We start from the raw sequence: 15888 nt of genomic DNA, 5'->3' as shown, positions 1-15888 counted from the left end.
GCGATGAGTATCGACCCCGATCAGATTCGCGCCGAGATCGACGCCCTGCTGGCCCGGCTGCCCCAACCCGGCGACCAGGAAGACCCCGAGAAGGCGCCCTCGCTCGACGAGCTCGAAGAGATCGCGCGCCGGCTCTCCGAGGCCCACGACGTCCTGCTGGCCGCGCTGGAGTCGGCGGAGAAGGGCTGAGTGCGCGCATGTCTCGACGCGCCCGCGTTGACGCCGAGCTGGTGCGGCGCGGCCTGGCCCGGTCGCGTCAGCAGGCCGCGGAGTTGATCGGCGCCGGCAAGGTGAGCATCGACGGGATGCCCGCCCGCAAGCCCGGCACCGCCGTCGCCGTCACCGCCGCCCTGACCGTGGCCAACGACGGCGAACGCGGCTGGGTCTCGCGCGGCGCGCACAAACTCATCGGCGCGCTGGATGCCTTCGGGATCTCCGTCGCGGGCCGCCGCTGCCTGGACGCCGGCGCGTCGACGGGCGGCTTCACCGAAGTCCTGCTGGATCGCGGGGCCGCCGAAGTGGTGGCCGTGGACGTGGGATACGGCCAGCTGGCGTGGTCGCTGCGTAGCGATTCGCGGGTTGTCGTCGTCGAGCGGACCAACGTTCGTGACCTGACGCCCGAGTCGATCGGCGGGCCGGCCGACCTCGTCGTGGCCGACCTGTCGTTCATCTCGCTGGCCACCGTGTTGCCGGCGCTGGCTGGCTGCGCCGCACCGAACGCGGATATCGTTCCCATGGTGAAGCCACAGTTTGAGGTGGGGAAGGGCCAGGTCGGCGCGGGCGGTGTGGTGCACGACCCCGGCCTGCGCGCTGACGCCGTGACGTCGGTCGCGCGCCGCGCCGCCGAGCTGGGTTGGCACACCGTCGGCGTCACCGCGAGCCCGCTGCCGGGGCCGTCGGGCAACGTCGAATATTTCCTTCGGCTGCGCGCCCAGGCCGATCGTCCGCTCGCCGGCGACGCCCTGGTGGCGGCGGTGCGGCACGCGGTGGAAAGCGGGCCGCAGTGACTCCAGCCGAACGCACCGTCCTGATGGTCGTCCACACCGGCCGCGAAGAAGCCACCGAGACGGCCCGCCGTGTACAGAAAACGCTGGGCGACAACGGAATCGGGCTTCGGGTGCTGTCCGCCGAGGCCGTCGACCGGGGACCGTTGCACCTGGCCCCCGACGACATGCGGGCGATGGGCGTCGAGATCGAGGTCGTCAACGCCGACCCCCGGGCCGCCGAAGGCTGCGAACTGGTGCTGGTGCTCGGCGGCGACGGGACGTTCCTGCGGGCCGCCGAGCTGGCGCGCAACGCCGACATCCCGGTGCTGGGCGTGAACCTCGGGCGGATCGGTTTTTTGGCCGAGGCAGAGGCCGAGGCCATCGACCGCGTGCTGGACCACGTTGTCGCACAGGACTACCGGGTGGAGAACCGCCTGACGCTCGACGTGGTCGTGCGCCAGGGCGGCCGGGTCTCCGCGCACGGCTGGGCCCTCAACGAGGTCAGCCTGGAAAAGGGCCCCCGGCTCGGCGTGCTCGGGGTGGTGGTCGAGATCGACGGGCGGCCGGTGTCCGCCTTCGGCTGCGACGGCGTCCTGGTGTCGACCCCGACGGGTTCCACCGCCTACGCGTTCTCCGCGGGCGGCCCGGTGCTCTGGCCCGACCTGGAGGCAATCCTGGTGGTACCCAACAACGCTCACGCGCTGTTCGGTCGCCCCATGGTCACCAGCCCGAACGCCACCATCGCGATCGAGGTGGAGGCGGACGGCCACGACGCCCTGGTGTTCTGCGACGGCCGCCGCGAGATGCTGATCCCGGCCGGCAGCCGCATCGAGGTGAAACGTTGTGACACGGCGGTGAAATGGGCCCGGCTGGACAGTGCCCCGTTCACGGACCGGTTGGTGCGCAAGTTCCGGCTGCCGGTGACCGGGTGGCGCGGAAACTGACGGCACAGCACGGGATCCTGACTGAATGCTGACTGAAATCCGGATCGAGTCGCTCGGGGCGATCAGCTCGGCGGTCGGCGAGTTCGACCGCGGCCTTACCGTGCTGACGGGGGAGACCGGCACCGGAAAGACCATGGTGGTCACCGGCTTGCATCTGCTCGGCGGCGCCCGCGCCGACGCCACCCGGGTCCGGTCGGGGGCCGAGCGGGCGGTCGTCGAAGGGCGGTTCAGCACAACGGATCTCGACGAGGCCATGGTCGTGCGGCTCGACGAGATGCTCGACGCGTCGGGCGCCGAACGCGACGAGGACGGCAGCGTGATCGCGCTGCGCTCGGTCAGCCGTGACGGGCCGTCGCGGGCCTACCTCGGCGGCCGCAGCGTGCCCGCCAAATCGCTGGGCGACTTCACCGCCGGGCTGCTGACCCTGCACGGGCAGAACGACCAGCTGCGCCTCATCCGGCCCGAGGAGCAGTGCGCGGCGCTGGACCGCTTCGCCAAGGCCGGACCCGCGCTCGAGCGGTACTGCAAACTGCGCGACGCCTGGCTGTCGGCGCGGCGCGACCTGCTCGACCGCCGCAACCGCATGCGCGAGCTCGCACTGGAGGCCGACCGGCTGACGTTCGCCCTCAACGAGATCGACGCCGTCGACCCGCAACCCGGCGAGGACGACGCCCTGGTCGCCGAGATCGTGCGGCTCTCCGAACTGGACACCCTGCGCGAGGCCGCCGCCACCGCCCGCGCGGCGCTGTCCTCCGAGGAGACCGACGGCCTCAGTGCCACCGACAGCCTGGGAAAGGCAAGGGCCGCACTGGAATCCACCGGCGACGCCAAGCTGACGGCGCTGGCCGGCCAGATCGGCGAGGTGCTGACCGTGCTCGTCGACGCGGCCGGCGAACTGGGCGGCTTCCTCGAGGAGCTGCCGGTCGACGCCAGCGCGCTGGAATCCAAGCTGGCCCGGCAGGCCGAACTGCGTACCCTGACCCGCAAGTACGCCGCGGACATCGACGGCGTGATCGGGTGGGCCCAGGAGTCGCGGCAACGGCTGGCCCAGCTCGACGTCTCCGAGGAGGGCTTGGCGGCGCTGGCCGCCCGGGTCGACGAGCTCGGCCGCGAATTGGCCCAGGCCGCGGTCGATCTCAGCACCACGCGGCGCAAGGCCGCCAAGCGGCTCGCCAAGGAGGTCACCGCCGAGCTGTCCGGGCTGGCGATGGCCGACGCCCAATTCACCATCGACGTGACCCTGGATGCCGCGCTAGACACCGCGTCGGACCCCGAGGATTCGGCCGCGCTGCGGCTGCCGTCGGGCGAGCGCGTCCACGCCGGCGCCGACGGCGTCGACCAGGTCGAGTTCGGTTTCGCCGCGCACCGGGGCATGGACCAGCTGCCACTGGCCAAGAGCGCCTCCGGCGGCGAGCTGTCCCGGGTGATGCTCGCCCTGGAGGTGGTGCTGGCCACCTCCCGCAAAGAGGCCGCGGGCACCACCATGGTGTTCGACGAGGTCGACGCCGGGGTGGGCGGCCGCGCGGCGGTGCAGATCGGGCGCCGGCTGGCGCGATTGGCGCGCACCCACCAGGTCATCGTGGTCACGCACCTGCCGCAGGTCGCGGCGTACGCCGACGTGCACCTGGTGGTGCACGCCGCGGGGCCGAAGGGGACCAGCGTGGTGCGGCGCCTCGGCGGCGACGAGCGGGTCGCCGAGCTGGCGCGGATGCTCGCCGGGCTGGGCGAATCCGACAGCGGCCGCGCGCACGCCCGCGAGCTGCTCGAGGCGGCGCAAAAGGACGAGATCTAGCCCCGTGTTGCGGCCGCCGTCTCGGCCCCTGTCTCCGGGCCCCCTGTCTCGGGCCCCTGTCTCCGCGAGCGTCGACTTGTGGCGGCCAACCCCGGCGTGTCGCCGCATCAAGTCGACGTTCGAGACCAGTTCGGCACACAGCTGTTACTAATGGGACTCTAGATAACTTCTGGGGCTAATGTTACGGCGCGCCTCCCCGCGTCGTCCGCGCATCACCGACAGAATCGCCCCCATGAAGATGTCAGGCCTGCTTTCCCGTAATCCCGCCCGGCCGGGCCTCGTCGGCACCGCCCGCGTTGACCGCAACATCGACCGATTGCTGCGCAGGGTCTGCCCCGGCGACATCGTCGTGCTCGACATCCTCGATCTGGATCGCATCACGGCGGACGCCCTGGTGGAGGCCGACATCGCCGCCGTCGTCAACGCCTCGCCGTCGGTGTCGGGCCGCTACCCCAACCTGGGGCCCGAGGTCCTGGTCAACAACGGGGTCACGCTGATCGACGAGGCCGGACCCGACGTCTTCAAGAAGGTCAAAGACGGCGCCAAGATCCGCCTGCACGAGGGCGGGGTGTACGCCGGCGACCGGCGGCTGGTCCGCGGCACCGAGCGCACCGACCACGACATCGCCGATCTGATGCGGGAGGCCAAGAGCGGCCTGTCCGCCCATCTGGAGGCGTTCGCCGGCAACACCATCGAGTTCATCAAGAGCGAGAGCCCGCTGCTGATTGACGGCATCGGCATCCCCGACGTCGACGTCGACCTGCGCCGCCGGCACGTGGTGATCGTCGCCGACGAGCCCAGCGCCGAGGACGATCTCAAGTCGCTCAAGCCGTTCATCAAGGAGTACCAGCCGGCGTTGATCGGCGTCGGCACCGGCGCGGACGTGTTGCGGAAGGCGGGGTATCGCCCGCAGGTGATCGTCGGCGACCCCGACCAGATCAGCACCGACGCCCTGAAGTGCGGGGCCCAGGTCGTGCTGCCCGCCGACGCCGACGGGCACGCGCCGGGGCTGGAACGCATCCAGGACCTGGGCGTCGGCGCGATGACGTTCCCGGCCGCGGGGTCGGCGATCGATTTGGCCCTGCTGCTGGCCGACCACCACGGCGCCGCGCTGCTGGTGACCGCCGGCCACACCGCCAACATCGAGACGTTCTTCGACCGCACCCGCGCGCACAGCAACCCGTCCACCTTCCTGACCCGGCTGCGGGTGGGGGAGAAGGTGGTGGACGCCAAGGCCGTGGCCACCCTGTACCGCAACCACATCTCGGCGGGGGCCATCGCGCTGCTGGCGCTGACGATGCTGATCGCCGTCATCGTCGCGCTGTGGGTGTCTCGCACCGACGGCGTGGTGCTGCACTGGGTCACCGACTACTGGAACCACTTCTGCTTGATGGTGCAGAAGTGGGTCACCTAGATGATCTCGCTGCGCCAACACGCCCTGTCGCTGGCCGCCGTGTTCCTGGCGCTGGCCGTGGGCGTCGTGCTGGGTTCCGGCTTTCTGTCGGACACGTTGCTGTCCAGCTTGCGTGACGAGAAGAAGGACCTCAACACCCAGATCAGTGGGCTCAACGACCAGAAGAACGTGCTGAACGAAAAGCTCAGCGCGGCAAACAATTTCGACACTCAGCTGGCCGGCCGGATCGTGCACGACGCGCTGGCCGGCAAGTCGGTGGTGGTGTTCCGCACCCCGGACGCCAAGGACGACGACGTGGCCGCGGTGTCGAAGTTCATCGGTCAGGCCGGCGGGACGGTGACCGGGACGGTGTCGCTGACGCAGGAGTTCGTCGAGGCCAACTCGGCGGAGAAGCTGCAGACCGTGGTGAACTCGTCGGTGCTGCCCGCCGGACAGCAGCTGAGCACCAAGCTCGTCGACCAGGGTTCGCAGGCGGGTGACCTGATGGGCATCGCCCTGCTGGCCAACCCCAACCCCGCGGTGCCCCCGGTGGACGACACCCAGCGCAACACCGTGCTCGCGGCGCTGCGCGACACCGGCTTCATCACCTATCAGGCGAGCGATCACATGGGCGCGGCGAACGCCGCGCTCGTCGTCACCGGCGGCGCGCTACCGCAGGACGCCGGGAACCAGGGGGCGAGCGTGGCCCGGTTCTCGGCGGCGCTGGCCCCGCACGGCTCGGGCACGCTGCTCGCCGGGCGCGACGGTTCGGCGACCGGCGGCGCCGCTGTCGCGGTGGCCCGCGCCGACGCCGGCCTGAACTCCGCGATCAGCACGGTCGACGACGTGGACGCCGCGCCGGGACGCATCACCGCGGTGCTCGGCCTGCACGACCTGCTGGGCGGCGGTCACGCGGGCCAGTACGGCACCGGTCACGGGGCGACGTCGATCACGGTGCCCCAATAACCGTGGAGTAGCGGGCGTGTTCACCGCGGCTCGGCGTCGTGGATGTTAGGGTGGGTTTCCGTGGGTCGGCAGGCCCATCTAGTTGTTCGCTAGAAACATTTTTCAAGCCCTGCCCGTCTTCACGGAGGTCGCCTGTTGCGAAAGCACCCGCAAACCGCCACCAAGCACCTCTTCGTCAGCGGGGGCGTCGCATCCTCGTTGGGTAAGGGATTGACCGCCAGCAGCCTCGGTCAGCTCCTGACGGCGCGCGGGCTGTACGTGACGATGCAAAAGCTCGATCCGTACCTCAACGTCGACCCGGGCACCATGAACCCGTTCCAGCACGGCGAGGTCTTCGTCACCGAGGACGGCGCCGAGACCGACCTCGACGTCGGCCACTACGAGCGGTTCCTGGATCGCGATCTGTCCGGCTCGGCGAATGTCACTACGGGGCAGGTGTATTCGAGCGTCATCGCCAAGGAACGCCGCGGTGAGTACCTCGGCGACACCGTCCAGGTGATCCCGCACATCACCGACGAGATCAAGGGCCGCATCCTGGCGATGGCCCAGCCCGACGCGCAGGGCAACCGCCCCGATGTGGTCATCACCGAAATCGGCGGCACCGTCGGCGACATCGAGTCGCAGCCCTTTCTGGAGGCGGCCCGCCAGGTGCGCCACGACCTGGGCCGCGAGAACGTCTTCTTCCTACACGTCTCGCTGGTGCCCTACCTGGCCCCGTCGGGTGAACTCAAGACCAAGCCCACGCAGCACTCGGTGGCCGCGCTGCGCAGCATCGGTATCACCCCGGACGCGCTGATCCTGCGCTGCGACCGCGACGTTCCCGAGGCGCTGAAGAACAAGATCGCGCTGATGTGCGACGTCGACATCGACGGCGTCATCTCCACCCCGGACGCGCCGTCGATCTATGACATTCCGAAAGTGCTGCACCGCGAAGAACTCGACGCCTATGTGGTGCGCCGGCTCAACCTGCCGTTCCGCGATGTCGACTGGACCGAATGGGACGACCTGCTGCGCCGGGTGCATGAGCCGCATGAAACGGTGCGAATCGCCTTGGTGGGCAAGTACGTTGAACTCTCCGACGCCTACCTGTCGGTCACCGAGGCGCTGCGCGCCGGCGGTTTCAAGCACCACGCCAAGGTCGAGTTGCTCTGGGTGGCGTCCGACGATTGCGAGACCGGGCCCGGTGCCGCGGCGGCGCTGGCCGACGTGCAGGGTGTGCTGATTCCGGGCGGGTTCGGCATCCGCGGCATCGAGGGCAAGCTCGGCGCCATCCACTACGCGCGCGCCCGGGGCCTGCCGGTGCTGGGCCTGTGCCTCGGGCTGCAATGCATCGTGATCGAGGCCGCCCGCTCGGCCGGCCTGACCGAGGCCAACTCGGCCGAATTCGACCCGGACACACCGGATCCCGTCATCTCCACGATGGCCGACCAGGTCGACATCGTCGCCGGCGAGGCGGACCTCGGCGGCACCATGCGGCTGGGCGCCTATCCCGCCGTGCTGGAACCGGATTCGATCGTGGCCCAGGCGTATGGCGCGACGCAGGTGTCCGAACGCCACCGGCACCGCTACGAGGTCAACAACGCCTACCGCGACAAGATCGCGGAAAGCGGACTCAGGTTTTCCGGCACCTCGCCCGACGGCCACCTGGTCGAGTTCGTCGAGTACCCGCCGGACGTGCACCCCTTCATCGTCGGCACGCAGGCTCATCCGGAGCTCAAGAGCCGGCCCACCCGGCCGCACCCGTTGTTCGTCGCGTTCGTCGGGGCGGCCCTCGAATACAAGGCCGGCGAACGGTTGCCGGTGGAAATCCCCGAGCAGTCGTCCAACGGCATCCAGCATCGGGACAGCGCCGCGCGGCCCATACCTGAGCCCGCGTCCCGTGGCTGAACACGTCTTCTCCACGGCGTCCTCCGAAACGCTGTACACCGGAAAGATTTTCGCGCTGCGCAGCGACCGGGTGCGGATGCCGGGCGACACCACCGCGGTGCGCGAGGTCGTCGAGCACTACGGCGCCGTTGCCGTCGCGGCGCTGGACGCCGACAACAACATCCCGCTGGTCTACCAGTACCGGCACGCGTTCGGGCGGCGGCTTTGGGAGTTGCCCGCCGGCTTGCTCGACGTCGCGGGGGAGCCGCCGCAGCAGACGGCCGCCCGCGAACTCCACGAGGAGGTCGGCCTGCGGGCGGACACCTGGCGGGTGCTGGTCGACCTCAACTCCGCGCCGGGCTTCAGCGACGAATCGGTACGGATTTATCTGGCCACCGGGCTGACCGAGGTGGGCAGGCCCGAGGCGCATCACGAGGAAGCCGACATGACGATGAGCTGGGTTCCCGTCGCGGAGGCCGCCCGCCGGGTGCTGCGCGGCGACATCGTGAATTCGATTGCCATCGCGGGGATCTTGGCGGCCCACGCCGTCACCGAAGGGTTCGCGCAGCCGCGGCCGGTGGACAGTCCCTGGATCGACCGGCCGACGGCGTTCGCGGCCCGAAAGGCCGGGCCATGACGACGGTGGCGCTGGATTCCCAACTCCAGGGTTACCTCGACCACCTCACGATCGAGCGCGGCGTCGCGGCGAACACCCTGAGCTCGTATCGCCGCGATTTGCGCCGCTACACAAAACACTTGTCGGACCGTGGAATTCACGATCTGGCCAAGGTGGGCGAGGACGACGTCAGCGAGTTCCTGGTGGCGCTGCGCCGCGGCGACCCCGAGACCGGGGCGGCGGCGCTGTCGGCGGTGTCGGCGGCGCGGGCCCTGATTGCGGTGCGCGGCCTGCACCGCTTCGCCGCCGCCGAGGGGCTGGCCGAACTCGACGTAGCCCGCGCGGTCCGCCCGCCCACGCCCGGCCGCCGGCTGCCCAAGAGCCTGACCGTCGACCAGGTCTTGGCGCTGCTGGAGGGCGCGGGGGGCGACAGCCCGGCCGACGGCCCGCTGACCCTGCGCAACCGCGCGCTGCTGGAGCTGCTGTATTCGACCGGCGCGCGGATCTCCGAGGCCGTCGGCCTCGATGTGGACGACGTCGACACGCAGGCCCGCTCAGTGTTGTTGCGCGGCAAGGGCGCTAAGCAGCGGCTGGTGCCGATCGGGCGCCCCGCCGTGGCCGCGCTGGACGCCTATCTGGTGCGCGGACGTTCGGATCTGGCGCGCCGGGGGCGCGGGACGCCGGCCATCTTCCTCAACGTCCGCGGCGGGCGACTGTCGCGTCAGAGCGCGTGGCAGGTCCTGCAGGACGCGGCCGAGCGCTCCGGCATCACCTCGGGGGTGTCGCCGCACATGCTGCGGCACTCGTTCGCCACGCATCTGCTCGAGGGCGGCGCCGACGTGCGGGTCGTGCAGGAGTTGCTCGGGCACGCCTCGGTGACGACGACGCAGATCTACACCATGGTGACCGTGCACGCGTTGCGCGAAGTGTGGGCCGAGGCCCACCCGCGGGCGCGATAATCCGCGCTCGGGCGCGCTCCCTTTGCGTCCCCCGCCGAACGTGGAGTTGTTGCGCGAAAACGGCGAAATCGTCGACAACAAGTCGACGCTCGAGCGTCAGTTCAGCCCAGGAATTCGGACTCCAGCACCAGGTCGGACACCAACGATTGGTACTCGAGGTGGGTCTTGTGCTCGACGGTGTTCCACCGCGTGCCCTGATGCCGGTGCATGTACCCGCGGTACTTCGGTGCGCCCGGCACCCGCACATTGTCGGCGACCACGATCGAGCCCGGATGCAGCCAGCCCCGATCCAGGATGCTCTTCAGGTCGTCGAGGTAGGCGTCCTTGTCGTGATCGATGAACACGAAATCGAGTGCGCCAGCGGCAAACCCGTGTTCGGCCAGCGCATCCAGGGTGCGGCCGCCGTCGCCGATGGTGCCGACCACACAGGTCACACGGTCGGCCACGCCGGCATGCGCCCAGATCTGGCGGGCGTTGGCGGCGTTGGCCTCGGCGAGTTCGACCGAGAACACCTTGGCCTTCGGCGCGGCCCGGGCGATGCGCAGCGCGCCGTAGCCGCAGTAGGTGCCCAATTCGAGCGCCAGCGCCGGATCGGCGCGCCGCACCGCGGCGTCGAGCAGCAGTCCCTTCTCGTCGCCGACGTTGATCAACATCGACTTCTCGTAGGCGAACTTGTCGATGGTCGTCAGCACGTCGTCGACGTCGCCGGCCCGGGCGTTGCGCAGCACGTATTCGACGGCGGCGGCTTCGCGCCCGTCGCCGATCTGGCCCGTGGTGGTGATGTTGCGATTCCCGACGGCCATCCGCCAGACCGACCACCGCAGCAGGGGTATCCGTCGCTTGAGATCCATAGGGGCCACGATAGGCCGACCGCCGGCGGTGCCCTCGCTGGCGACAGCTTTTCGCGGCCGGCATATCGCCCCCAAACTGGTGCTGCTGTGACTGGAGTGAATAGGCTGTCGGGATGTGCGTTTCACCACCGATTTCCGCTCATATTGGCTGGTTAATTGCCTGCGGGTCGCCGGGTTTCGGCGCGCGGACCCGTTAGACTTTCGGTCGATGTTCACCTCCCGAACACCCCCGCCATGACCGAGCAGCCGGACAACGGCGTCGAGCTCGGCCTGACCGGGCGGCCGCCACGGGCGATCCCGGAGCCACAGCCGCGCACCTCGCACGGCCCGGCCAAAGTCGTCGCCATGTGCAACCAGAAGGGGGGCGTCGGGAAAACCACGTCGACCATCAATCTGGGTGCCGCGCTCGCCGAGTACGGCCGCCGGGTGCTGCTGGTGGACATGGACCCGCAGGGCGCGCTGTCCGCCGGCCTGGGCGTCCCGCACTACGAGCTGGAAAAGACCATCCACAACGTGCTGGTGGAGCCGCGCGTGTCGATCGACGACGTGCTGCTGCAGACCCGGGTCAAGCACATGGATCTGGTGCCGTCCAACATCGACCTGTCGGCCGCCGAGATCCAGTTGGTCAACGAGGTGGGACGCGAGCAGACGCTGGGCCGGGCGCTGCACCCGGTGCTGGATCGCTACGACTACGTGCTGATCGACTGCCAGCCGTCGCTGGGTCTGCTCACCGTCAACGGCCTGGCCTGTTCGGACGGGGTGGTGATTCCCACCGAGTGCGAGTACTTCTCGCTGCGCGGTCTGGCGCTGCTCACCGACACCGTCGACAAGGTGCGCGACCGGCTGAACCCGAAGCTGGAGATCAGCGGGATCCTGTTGACCCGGTACGACCCGCGCACGGTCAACTCGCGCGAGGTGATGGCCCGGGTGGTGGAGCGGTTCGGCGACCTGGTGTTCGACACCGTCATCACCCGCACCGTCCGGTTCCCGGAGACCAGCGTGGCCGGCGAACCCATCACCACGTGGGCCCCGCGATCGACCGGGGCCATCGCCTATCGCGCGCTGGCCCGCGAATTCATCGACCGATTCGGCGCGTGAACGCGACCGCAAATGGTGAGGCGCCCCAGCAGAACGGCTTTCAGGTCCGCCTGACCAATTTCGAGGGGCCGTTCGATCTGCTGCTGCAGCTGATCTTCGCCCATCGCCTGGACGTGACCGAGGTGGCACTGCACCAGGTCACCGACGACTTCATCGCCTACACCCGCGAAATCGGTCCCCAGCTGGAGCTCGAGGAGACCACCGCGTTCCTGGTGGTGGCCGCGACCCTGCTCGACCTGAAGGCCGCCCGGCTGCTGCCGGCCGGGCAGGTCGACGACGACGAAGACCTGGCGCTGCTGGAGGTGCGCGACCTGTTGTTCGCCCGGCTGCTGCAGTACCGCGCGTTCAAGCACGTCGCCGAGATGTTCGCCGAGCTGGAGGCCACCGCGCTGCGCAGCTACCCGCGCGCCGTGTCGCTGGAGGACCGGTTCACCGAGCTGTTGCCCGAGGTGATGATCGGCGTCGACGCCGACCGCTTCGCCCAGATCGCAGCGATCGCGTTCAGCCCGCGGCCCGTCCCGACAGTGTCGGTGGCGCACCTGCACGAGGTGCAGGTCTCCGTCCCCGAGCAGGCCAAGAAGTTGCTGGCGATCCTTCAGGCGCGGGGCAGCGGGGCGTGGGCGACGTTCTCCGAGCTGGTCGCCGATTGTGAGGCGTCGATGGAGGTGGTCGGGCGGTTCCTGGCGCTGCTCGAACTGTATCGGTCGCGGGCGGTAGCATTCGACCAGTCAGAGCCGCTTGGCGTGCTCCAAATTTCGTGGACCGGGGAACGTCCGGTCAGTGAAGCCTTGGTAGAAGTGCGGGACGAATCATGATGGGCGCCGGTGACGACGCAGAGCGCAGCGATGCGGAGGAACGGCATCTGAACGGTGCGGAGCCCAGCGACGCCGCGCAACCCGAAGTCGACCTGGATTCCGACCTCGACGTGGGCATCCCGGACATCGCCGAGGCCGCGCCGATGGAGTCCGAGGAACTCGGCTCGGTGCTCGAGGCGCTGCTGCTGGTGGTGGACACCCCGGTCACCGCAGAGGCGCTGGCGTCCGCCACGCAACAGCCGGTGTACCGGATCGCCACCAAGCTGCAGGAGATGGCCGAGGAACTGACCGCGCGCGACAGCGGGATCGACCTGCGGAAGAACAGCGAGGGCTGGCGGATGTATACCCGCGCCCGGTTCGCGCCGTATGTGGAAAAACTGCTGCTGGACGGCGCGCGGTCCAAGCTCACCCGGGCCGCGCTGGAGACGCTGGCCGTGGTCGCCTACCGCCAGCCCGTGACGCGTGCGCGGGTGAGCGCGGTGCGCGGCGTCAACGTCGACGCCGTGATGCGCACGCTGCTGGCGCGCGGCCTGATCACCGAAGCCGGGGTGGACGACGACAGCGGCGCGACGACGTTCGCGACCACCGAGCTTTTCTTGGAGCGCCTGGGGCTGACGTCGCTGGCCGACCTGCCGGACATCGCGCCCCTGTTGCCCGATGTGGACACGATCGAGGATCTCAGCGAGTCCCTGGACAGCGAGCCACGTTTCATCAAACTTTCCGGCGGCCAGGCGGCCGACCCGGCGCTGACCTTCGACGTGGACCAGGATTGATGGTCGACGCTGAGGGGATCCGGCTGCAAAAGGTGTTGTCCCAGGCCGGAATTGCGTCGCGGCGGGCCGCCGAGAAGTTGATCATCGAGGGCCGCGTCGAGGTCGACGGTCAGGTGGTGACCGAGTTGGGCACCCGCGTCGACCCGGACGCCTCGGTGATCCGCGTGGACGGGGCCCGGATCGTCCTCGACGATTCGCAGGTGTATCTGGCGCTGAACAAGCCGCGCGGAGTGCATTCGACCATGTCGGACGACCGCGGGCGGCCGTGTATCGGTGATTTGATCGAACGGCGAGTTCGCGGGAACAAGAACCTGTTTCACGTCGGGCGATTGGACGCGGACACCGAAGGGTTGATCCTGCTGACCAACGACGGTGAACTCGCGCACCGGTTGATGCATCCCTCCCACGAGGTGCCCAAGACGTATCTGGCGACGGTGACCGGGTCGGTGCCCCGCGGTGTCGGCAAGACGCTGCGCGCCGGGATCGAGTTGGACGACGGTCCCGCGCGGGTCGACGAGTTCGCGGTGGTGGACGCGATTCCGGGTAAGACGCTGGTGCGGGTCACGTTGCACGAGGGCCGCAATCGCATCGTGCGCCGGCTGCTGGCCGCGGCCGGGTTCCCGGTGGAAGCGTTGGTGCGCACCGACATTGGGCCGGTGTCGCTCGGCAAGCAGCGCCCGGGCAGCTTCCGGGCGCTGGGTCGCGACGAGATCGGGCAGCTCTACAAGGCGGTAGGCCTGTGAGCGAAACGAACGCAGCGAGCGTCGTGGTCGCCATTGACGGGCCGGCGGGAACCGGAAAGTCTTCGGTGTCAAAGGGATTGGCGCGCGCTTTAGGGGCCCGCTACCTCGATACGGGGGCGATGTACCGGATGGTGACGCTGGCCGTGTTGCGTGCGGGCGTCGATCCGGGCGACGTCGACGCGGTCGGCCGGGTCGGGTCGACGGCGCAGCTGTCGGTGGACGGCGATCGGTGTTTGCTTGCCGGAGAGGACGTTTCCACCGAGATTCGGGGGGATGCCGTCACCGGCGCCGTCTCGGCGGTGTCGGCGGTGCCCGCGGTGCGCGCCCGGCTGGTCGCGTTGCAGCGCGAGATGGCCGCTGGGCCGGGCGATGTCGTCGTCGAGGGCCGCGACATCGGCACCGTCGTCCTGCCCGACGCGCCGGTGAAGATCTTTTTGACCGCGTCGGCAGAAACGCGGGCGCGTCGGCGCAACGACCAGAACGTGGCGGCCGGGCTGGCCGACGACTACGACGCCGCGCTCGCCGACGTCCGCCGTCGTGACCATCTGGATTCCACGCGGGCGGTGTCGCCGCTGCGGGCCGCCCCCGACGCGGTGGTCGTCGACACCAGCGAGATGACCGAGGCGCAGGTGATTTCGCACCTGCGGGATTTGGTCACACAGCGAAGCGGGGCGGTGCGGTGACCCAGGACGGTACATGGAGCGACGAAAGCGACTGGGAATCCGTCGAATTCGGCATCGACGAACAGGAGGAGGCTGGCCCCGCGCCCGTGGTGGCGGTGGTGGGCCGGCCCAATGTCGGCAAGTCCACGCTGGTGAACCGGATCCTGGGCCGTCGCGAAGCGGTGGTTCAGGACATCCCGGGCGTCACCCGCGACCGGGTGTCCTACGACGCGCTGTGGACCGGCCGCCGGTTCGTCGTGCAGGACACCGGGGGATGGGAGCCCGACGCCAAGGGGCTGCAGCAGCTGGTGGCCGAGCAGGCCTCAGTGGCCATGCGCACCGCGGACGCGGTGATCCTGGTGGTCGACGCCGTCGTCGGCGCCACCTCGGCCGACGAAGCCGCCGCCCGGATCCTCCTGCGGTCGGGAAAGCCAGTGTTCCTGGCCGCCAACAAGGTTGACAGCGACAAGGCCGAAGCGGACGCGGCGATGTTGTGGTCGCTGGGGCTCGGTGAGCCGCACGCGATCAGCGCCATGCACGGCCGCGGGGTGGCCGATCTGCTCGACGAGGTGCTGGCCGCGCTGCCCGCGGTGTCGGAGGTGGGCCCCAAACCCGGTGGCCCGCGGCGCGTGGCGCTGGTCGGTAAACCCAACGTGGGCAAGAGCTCGCTGCTGAACAAGCTGGCCGGTGATCAGCGCTCGGTGGTGCACGATGTCGCGGGGACGACGGTGGACCCGGTGGACTCCCTCATCGAGCTGGGCGGCAGGGTGTGGCGGTTCGTCGACACGGCGGGTTTGCGGCGCAAGGTCGGTCAGGCCAGCGGCCACGAGTTCTATGCCTCGGTGCGCACGCACGCGGCCATCGACGCGGCCGAGGTGGTGATCGTGCTGATCGATGCGTCGGACCCGCTGACCGAACAGGACCAGCGGGTGCTGTCGATGGTCATCGAAGCCGGCCGGGCCCTGGTGCTGGCGTTCAACAAGTGGGACCTGGTCGACGAGGACCGGCGCGAGCTGCTGGAGCGCGAGATCGACCGCGAACTCGTGCAGCTGCGGTGGGCGCCGCGCGTCAACATCTCCGCCAAGACCGGCCGCGCCGTGCAAAAGCTGGTGCCGGCCATGGAGACCTCGCTGGCGTCGTGGGATGCGCGGATCGCCACCGGCCCGCTGAACTCCTGGCTGAAAGAGGTGGTGGCGGCCACCCCGCCACCGGTGCGCGGCGGCAAGCAGCCGCGGATCCTGTTCGCCACCCAGGCCACCGCCCGACCCCCGACGTTCGTGCTGTTTACCACCGGTTTTCTCGAGGCGGGCTATCGGCGTTTCCTGGAGCGCCGGCTGCGCGAGACCTTCGGCTTCGAGGGGTCGCCGATCCGGATCAACGTGCGGGTGCGCGAAAAGCGGGGCGCCCGCCGGCGCTGAGCGCCG

The 15888-nt window shown here is 69.8% G+C and carries 16 protein-coding genes; 15 read left to right on the top strand and 1 reads right to left on the bottom strand.

Annotated features, from left to right (window positions below):
• The first annotated feature begins 3 nt into the window (after positions 1-3).
• The 9 genes from W7S_RS14455 to xerD all read left to right on the top strand — a co-directional run bounded on the left by W7S_RS14455 (position 4) and on the right by xerD (position 9522).
• Positions 4-189: a hypothetical protein gene (locus W7S_RS14455; protein ID WP_008257585.1), complete on the top strand. Its 186-nt coding sequence runs from the start codon at positions 4-6 to the stop codon at positions 187-189.
• 8 nt (positions 190-197) lie between these two features.
• Positions 198-1007 (top strand): TlyA family RNA methyltransferase, encoded by an 810-nt coding sequence (locus tag W7S_RS14450; RefSeq protein WP_014711860.1) that lies wholly within the window; start codon positions 198-200, stop codon positions 1005-1007.
• Complete coding sequence (locus W7S_RS14445) at positions 1004-1930, top strand: NAD kinase (protein WP_014711859.1); 927 nt, start codon at positions 1004-1006, stop codon at positions 1928-1930. The genes W7S_RS14450 and W7S_RS14445 overlap by 4 nt, the downstream gene beginning before the upstream one ends.
• A gap of 25 nt (positions 1931-1955) precedes the next feature.
• The gene (recN, locus tag W7S_RS14440) at positions 1956-3722 is read left to right on the top strand and encodes a DNA repair protein RecN (protein ID WP_014711858.1); all 1767 of its coding nucleotides are present in this window, start codon (positions 1956-1958) and stop codon (positions 3720-3722) included.
• A gap of 232 nt (positions 3723-3954) precedes the next feature.
• A complete protein-coding gene (gene steA / locus W7S_RS14435) occupies positions 3955-5136 on the top strand; it encodes a putative cytokinetic ring protein SteA (RefSeq protein WP_008257567.1) in 1182 nt (393 codons plus the stop codon).
• On the top strand, positions 5137-6081 hold the full coding sequence (locus W7S_RS14430) for a copper transporter (RefSeq protein ID WP_008257565.1): 945 nt from the start codon (positions 5137-5139) through the stop codon (positions 6079-6081).
• Between the two features lie 135 nt (positions 6082-6216).
• The gene (locus tag W7S_RS14425) at positions 6217-7968 is read left to right on the top strand and encodes a CTP synthase (RefSeq protein ID WP_008257563.1); all 1752 of its coding nucleotides are present in this window, start codon (positions 6217-6219) and stop codon (positions 7966-7968) included.
• Entirely contained in the window at positions 7961-8584 is a 624-nt protein-coding gene (locus W7S_RS14420; RefSeq protein ID WP_014711857.1) for an NUDIX hydrolase, read from the top strand. Before W7S_RS14425 ends, W7S_RS14420 begins: the two co-directional genes overlap by 8 nt.
• Positions 8581-9522, top strand: a complete 942-nt coding sequence (xerD, locus tag W7S_RS14415; protein ID WP_008257558.1) for a site-specific tyrosine recombinase XerD — start codon at positions 8581-8583, stop codon at positions 9520-9522. Before W7S_RS14420 ends, xerD begins: the two co-directional genes overlap by 4 nt.
• A 101-nt stretch (positions 9523-9623) precedes the next feature.
• On the opposite strand, the gene W7S_RS14410 is transcribed toward xerD, so the two are convergent.
• Positions 9624-10373 carry an O-methyltransferase gene (locus W7S_RS14410; RefSeq protein ID WP_036428952.1) on the bottom strand — a complete coding sequence of 250 codons (750 nt, stop codon included), beginning with the start codon at positions 10371-10373 and terminating at the stop codon, positions 9624-9626.
• A 234-nt stretch (positions 10374-10607) separates the two neighbouring features.
• Here W7S_RS14410 and W7S_RS14405 point away from each other — a divergent pair, with 234 nt between their 5' ends.
• From W7S_RS14405 to der, 6 genes are read left to right on the top strand one after another with little or no spacing between them, the layout of a single operon-like run.
• On the top strand, positions 10608-11471 hold the full coding sequence (locus tag W7S_RS14405) for a ParA family protein (protein ID WP_008257550.1): 864 nt from the start codon (positions 10608-10610) through the stop codon (positions 11469-11471).
• Positions 11468-12286: a segregation/condensation protein A gene (locus tag W7S_RS14400; RefSeq protein WP_008257548.1), complete on the top strand. Its 819-nt coding sequence runs from the start codon at positions 11468-11470 to the stop codon at positions 12284-12286. The genes W7S_RS14405 and W7S_RS14400 overlap by 4 nt, the downstream gene beginning before the upstream one ends.
• On the top strand, positions 12283-13059 hold the full coding sequence (gene scpB, locus W7S_RS14395; protein ID WP_225336783.1) for an SMC-Scp complex subunit ScpB: 777 nt from the start codon (positions 12283-12285) through the stop codon (positions 13057-13059). Before W7S_RS14400 ends, scpB begins: the two co-directional genes overlap by 4 nt.
• Entirely contained in the window at positions 13059-13802 is a 744-nt protein-coding gene (locus W7S_RS14390) for a pseudouridine synthase (RefSeq protein ID WP_014711856.1), read from the top strand. The genes scpB and W7S_RS14390 overlap by 1 nt, the downstream gene beginning before the upstream one ends.
• A complete protein-coding gene (cmk, locus tag W7S_RS14385; protein WP_041297876.1) occupies positions 13799-14485 on the top strand; it encodes a (d)CMP kinase in 687 nt (228 codons plus the stop codon). The genes W7S_RS14390 and cmk overlap by 4 nt, the downstream gene beginning before the upstream one ends.
• A complete protein-coding gene (der, locus tag W7S_RS14380) occupies positions 14482-15882 on the top strand; it encodes a ribosome biogenesis GTPase Der (protein ID WP_014711854.1) in 1401 nt (466 codons plus the stop codon). The genes cmk and der overlap by 4 nt, the downstream gene beginning before the upstream one ends.
• Positions 15883-15888: the final 6 nt, after the last annotated feature.

Origin of the sequence: Mycobacterium sp. MOTT36Y (assembly GCF_000262165.1) — a bacterium.
Taxonomy (GTDB): Bacteria; Actinomycetota; Actinomycetes; order Mycobacteriales; family Mycobacteriaceae; genus Mycobacterium; species Mycobacterium intracellulare.
This window is presented reverse-complemented; position numbering and strand designations above follow the sequence as displayed.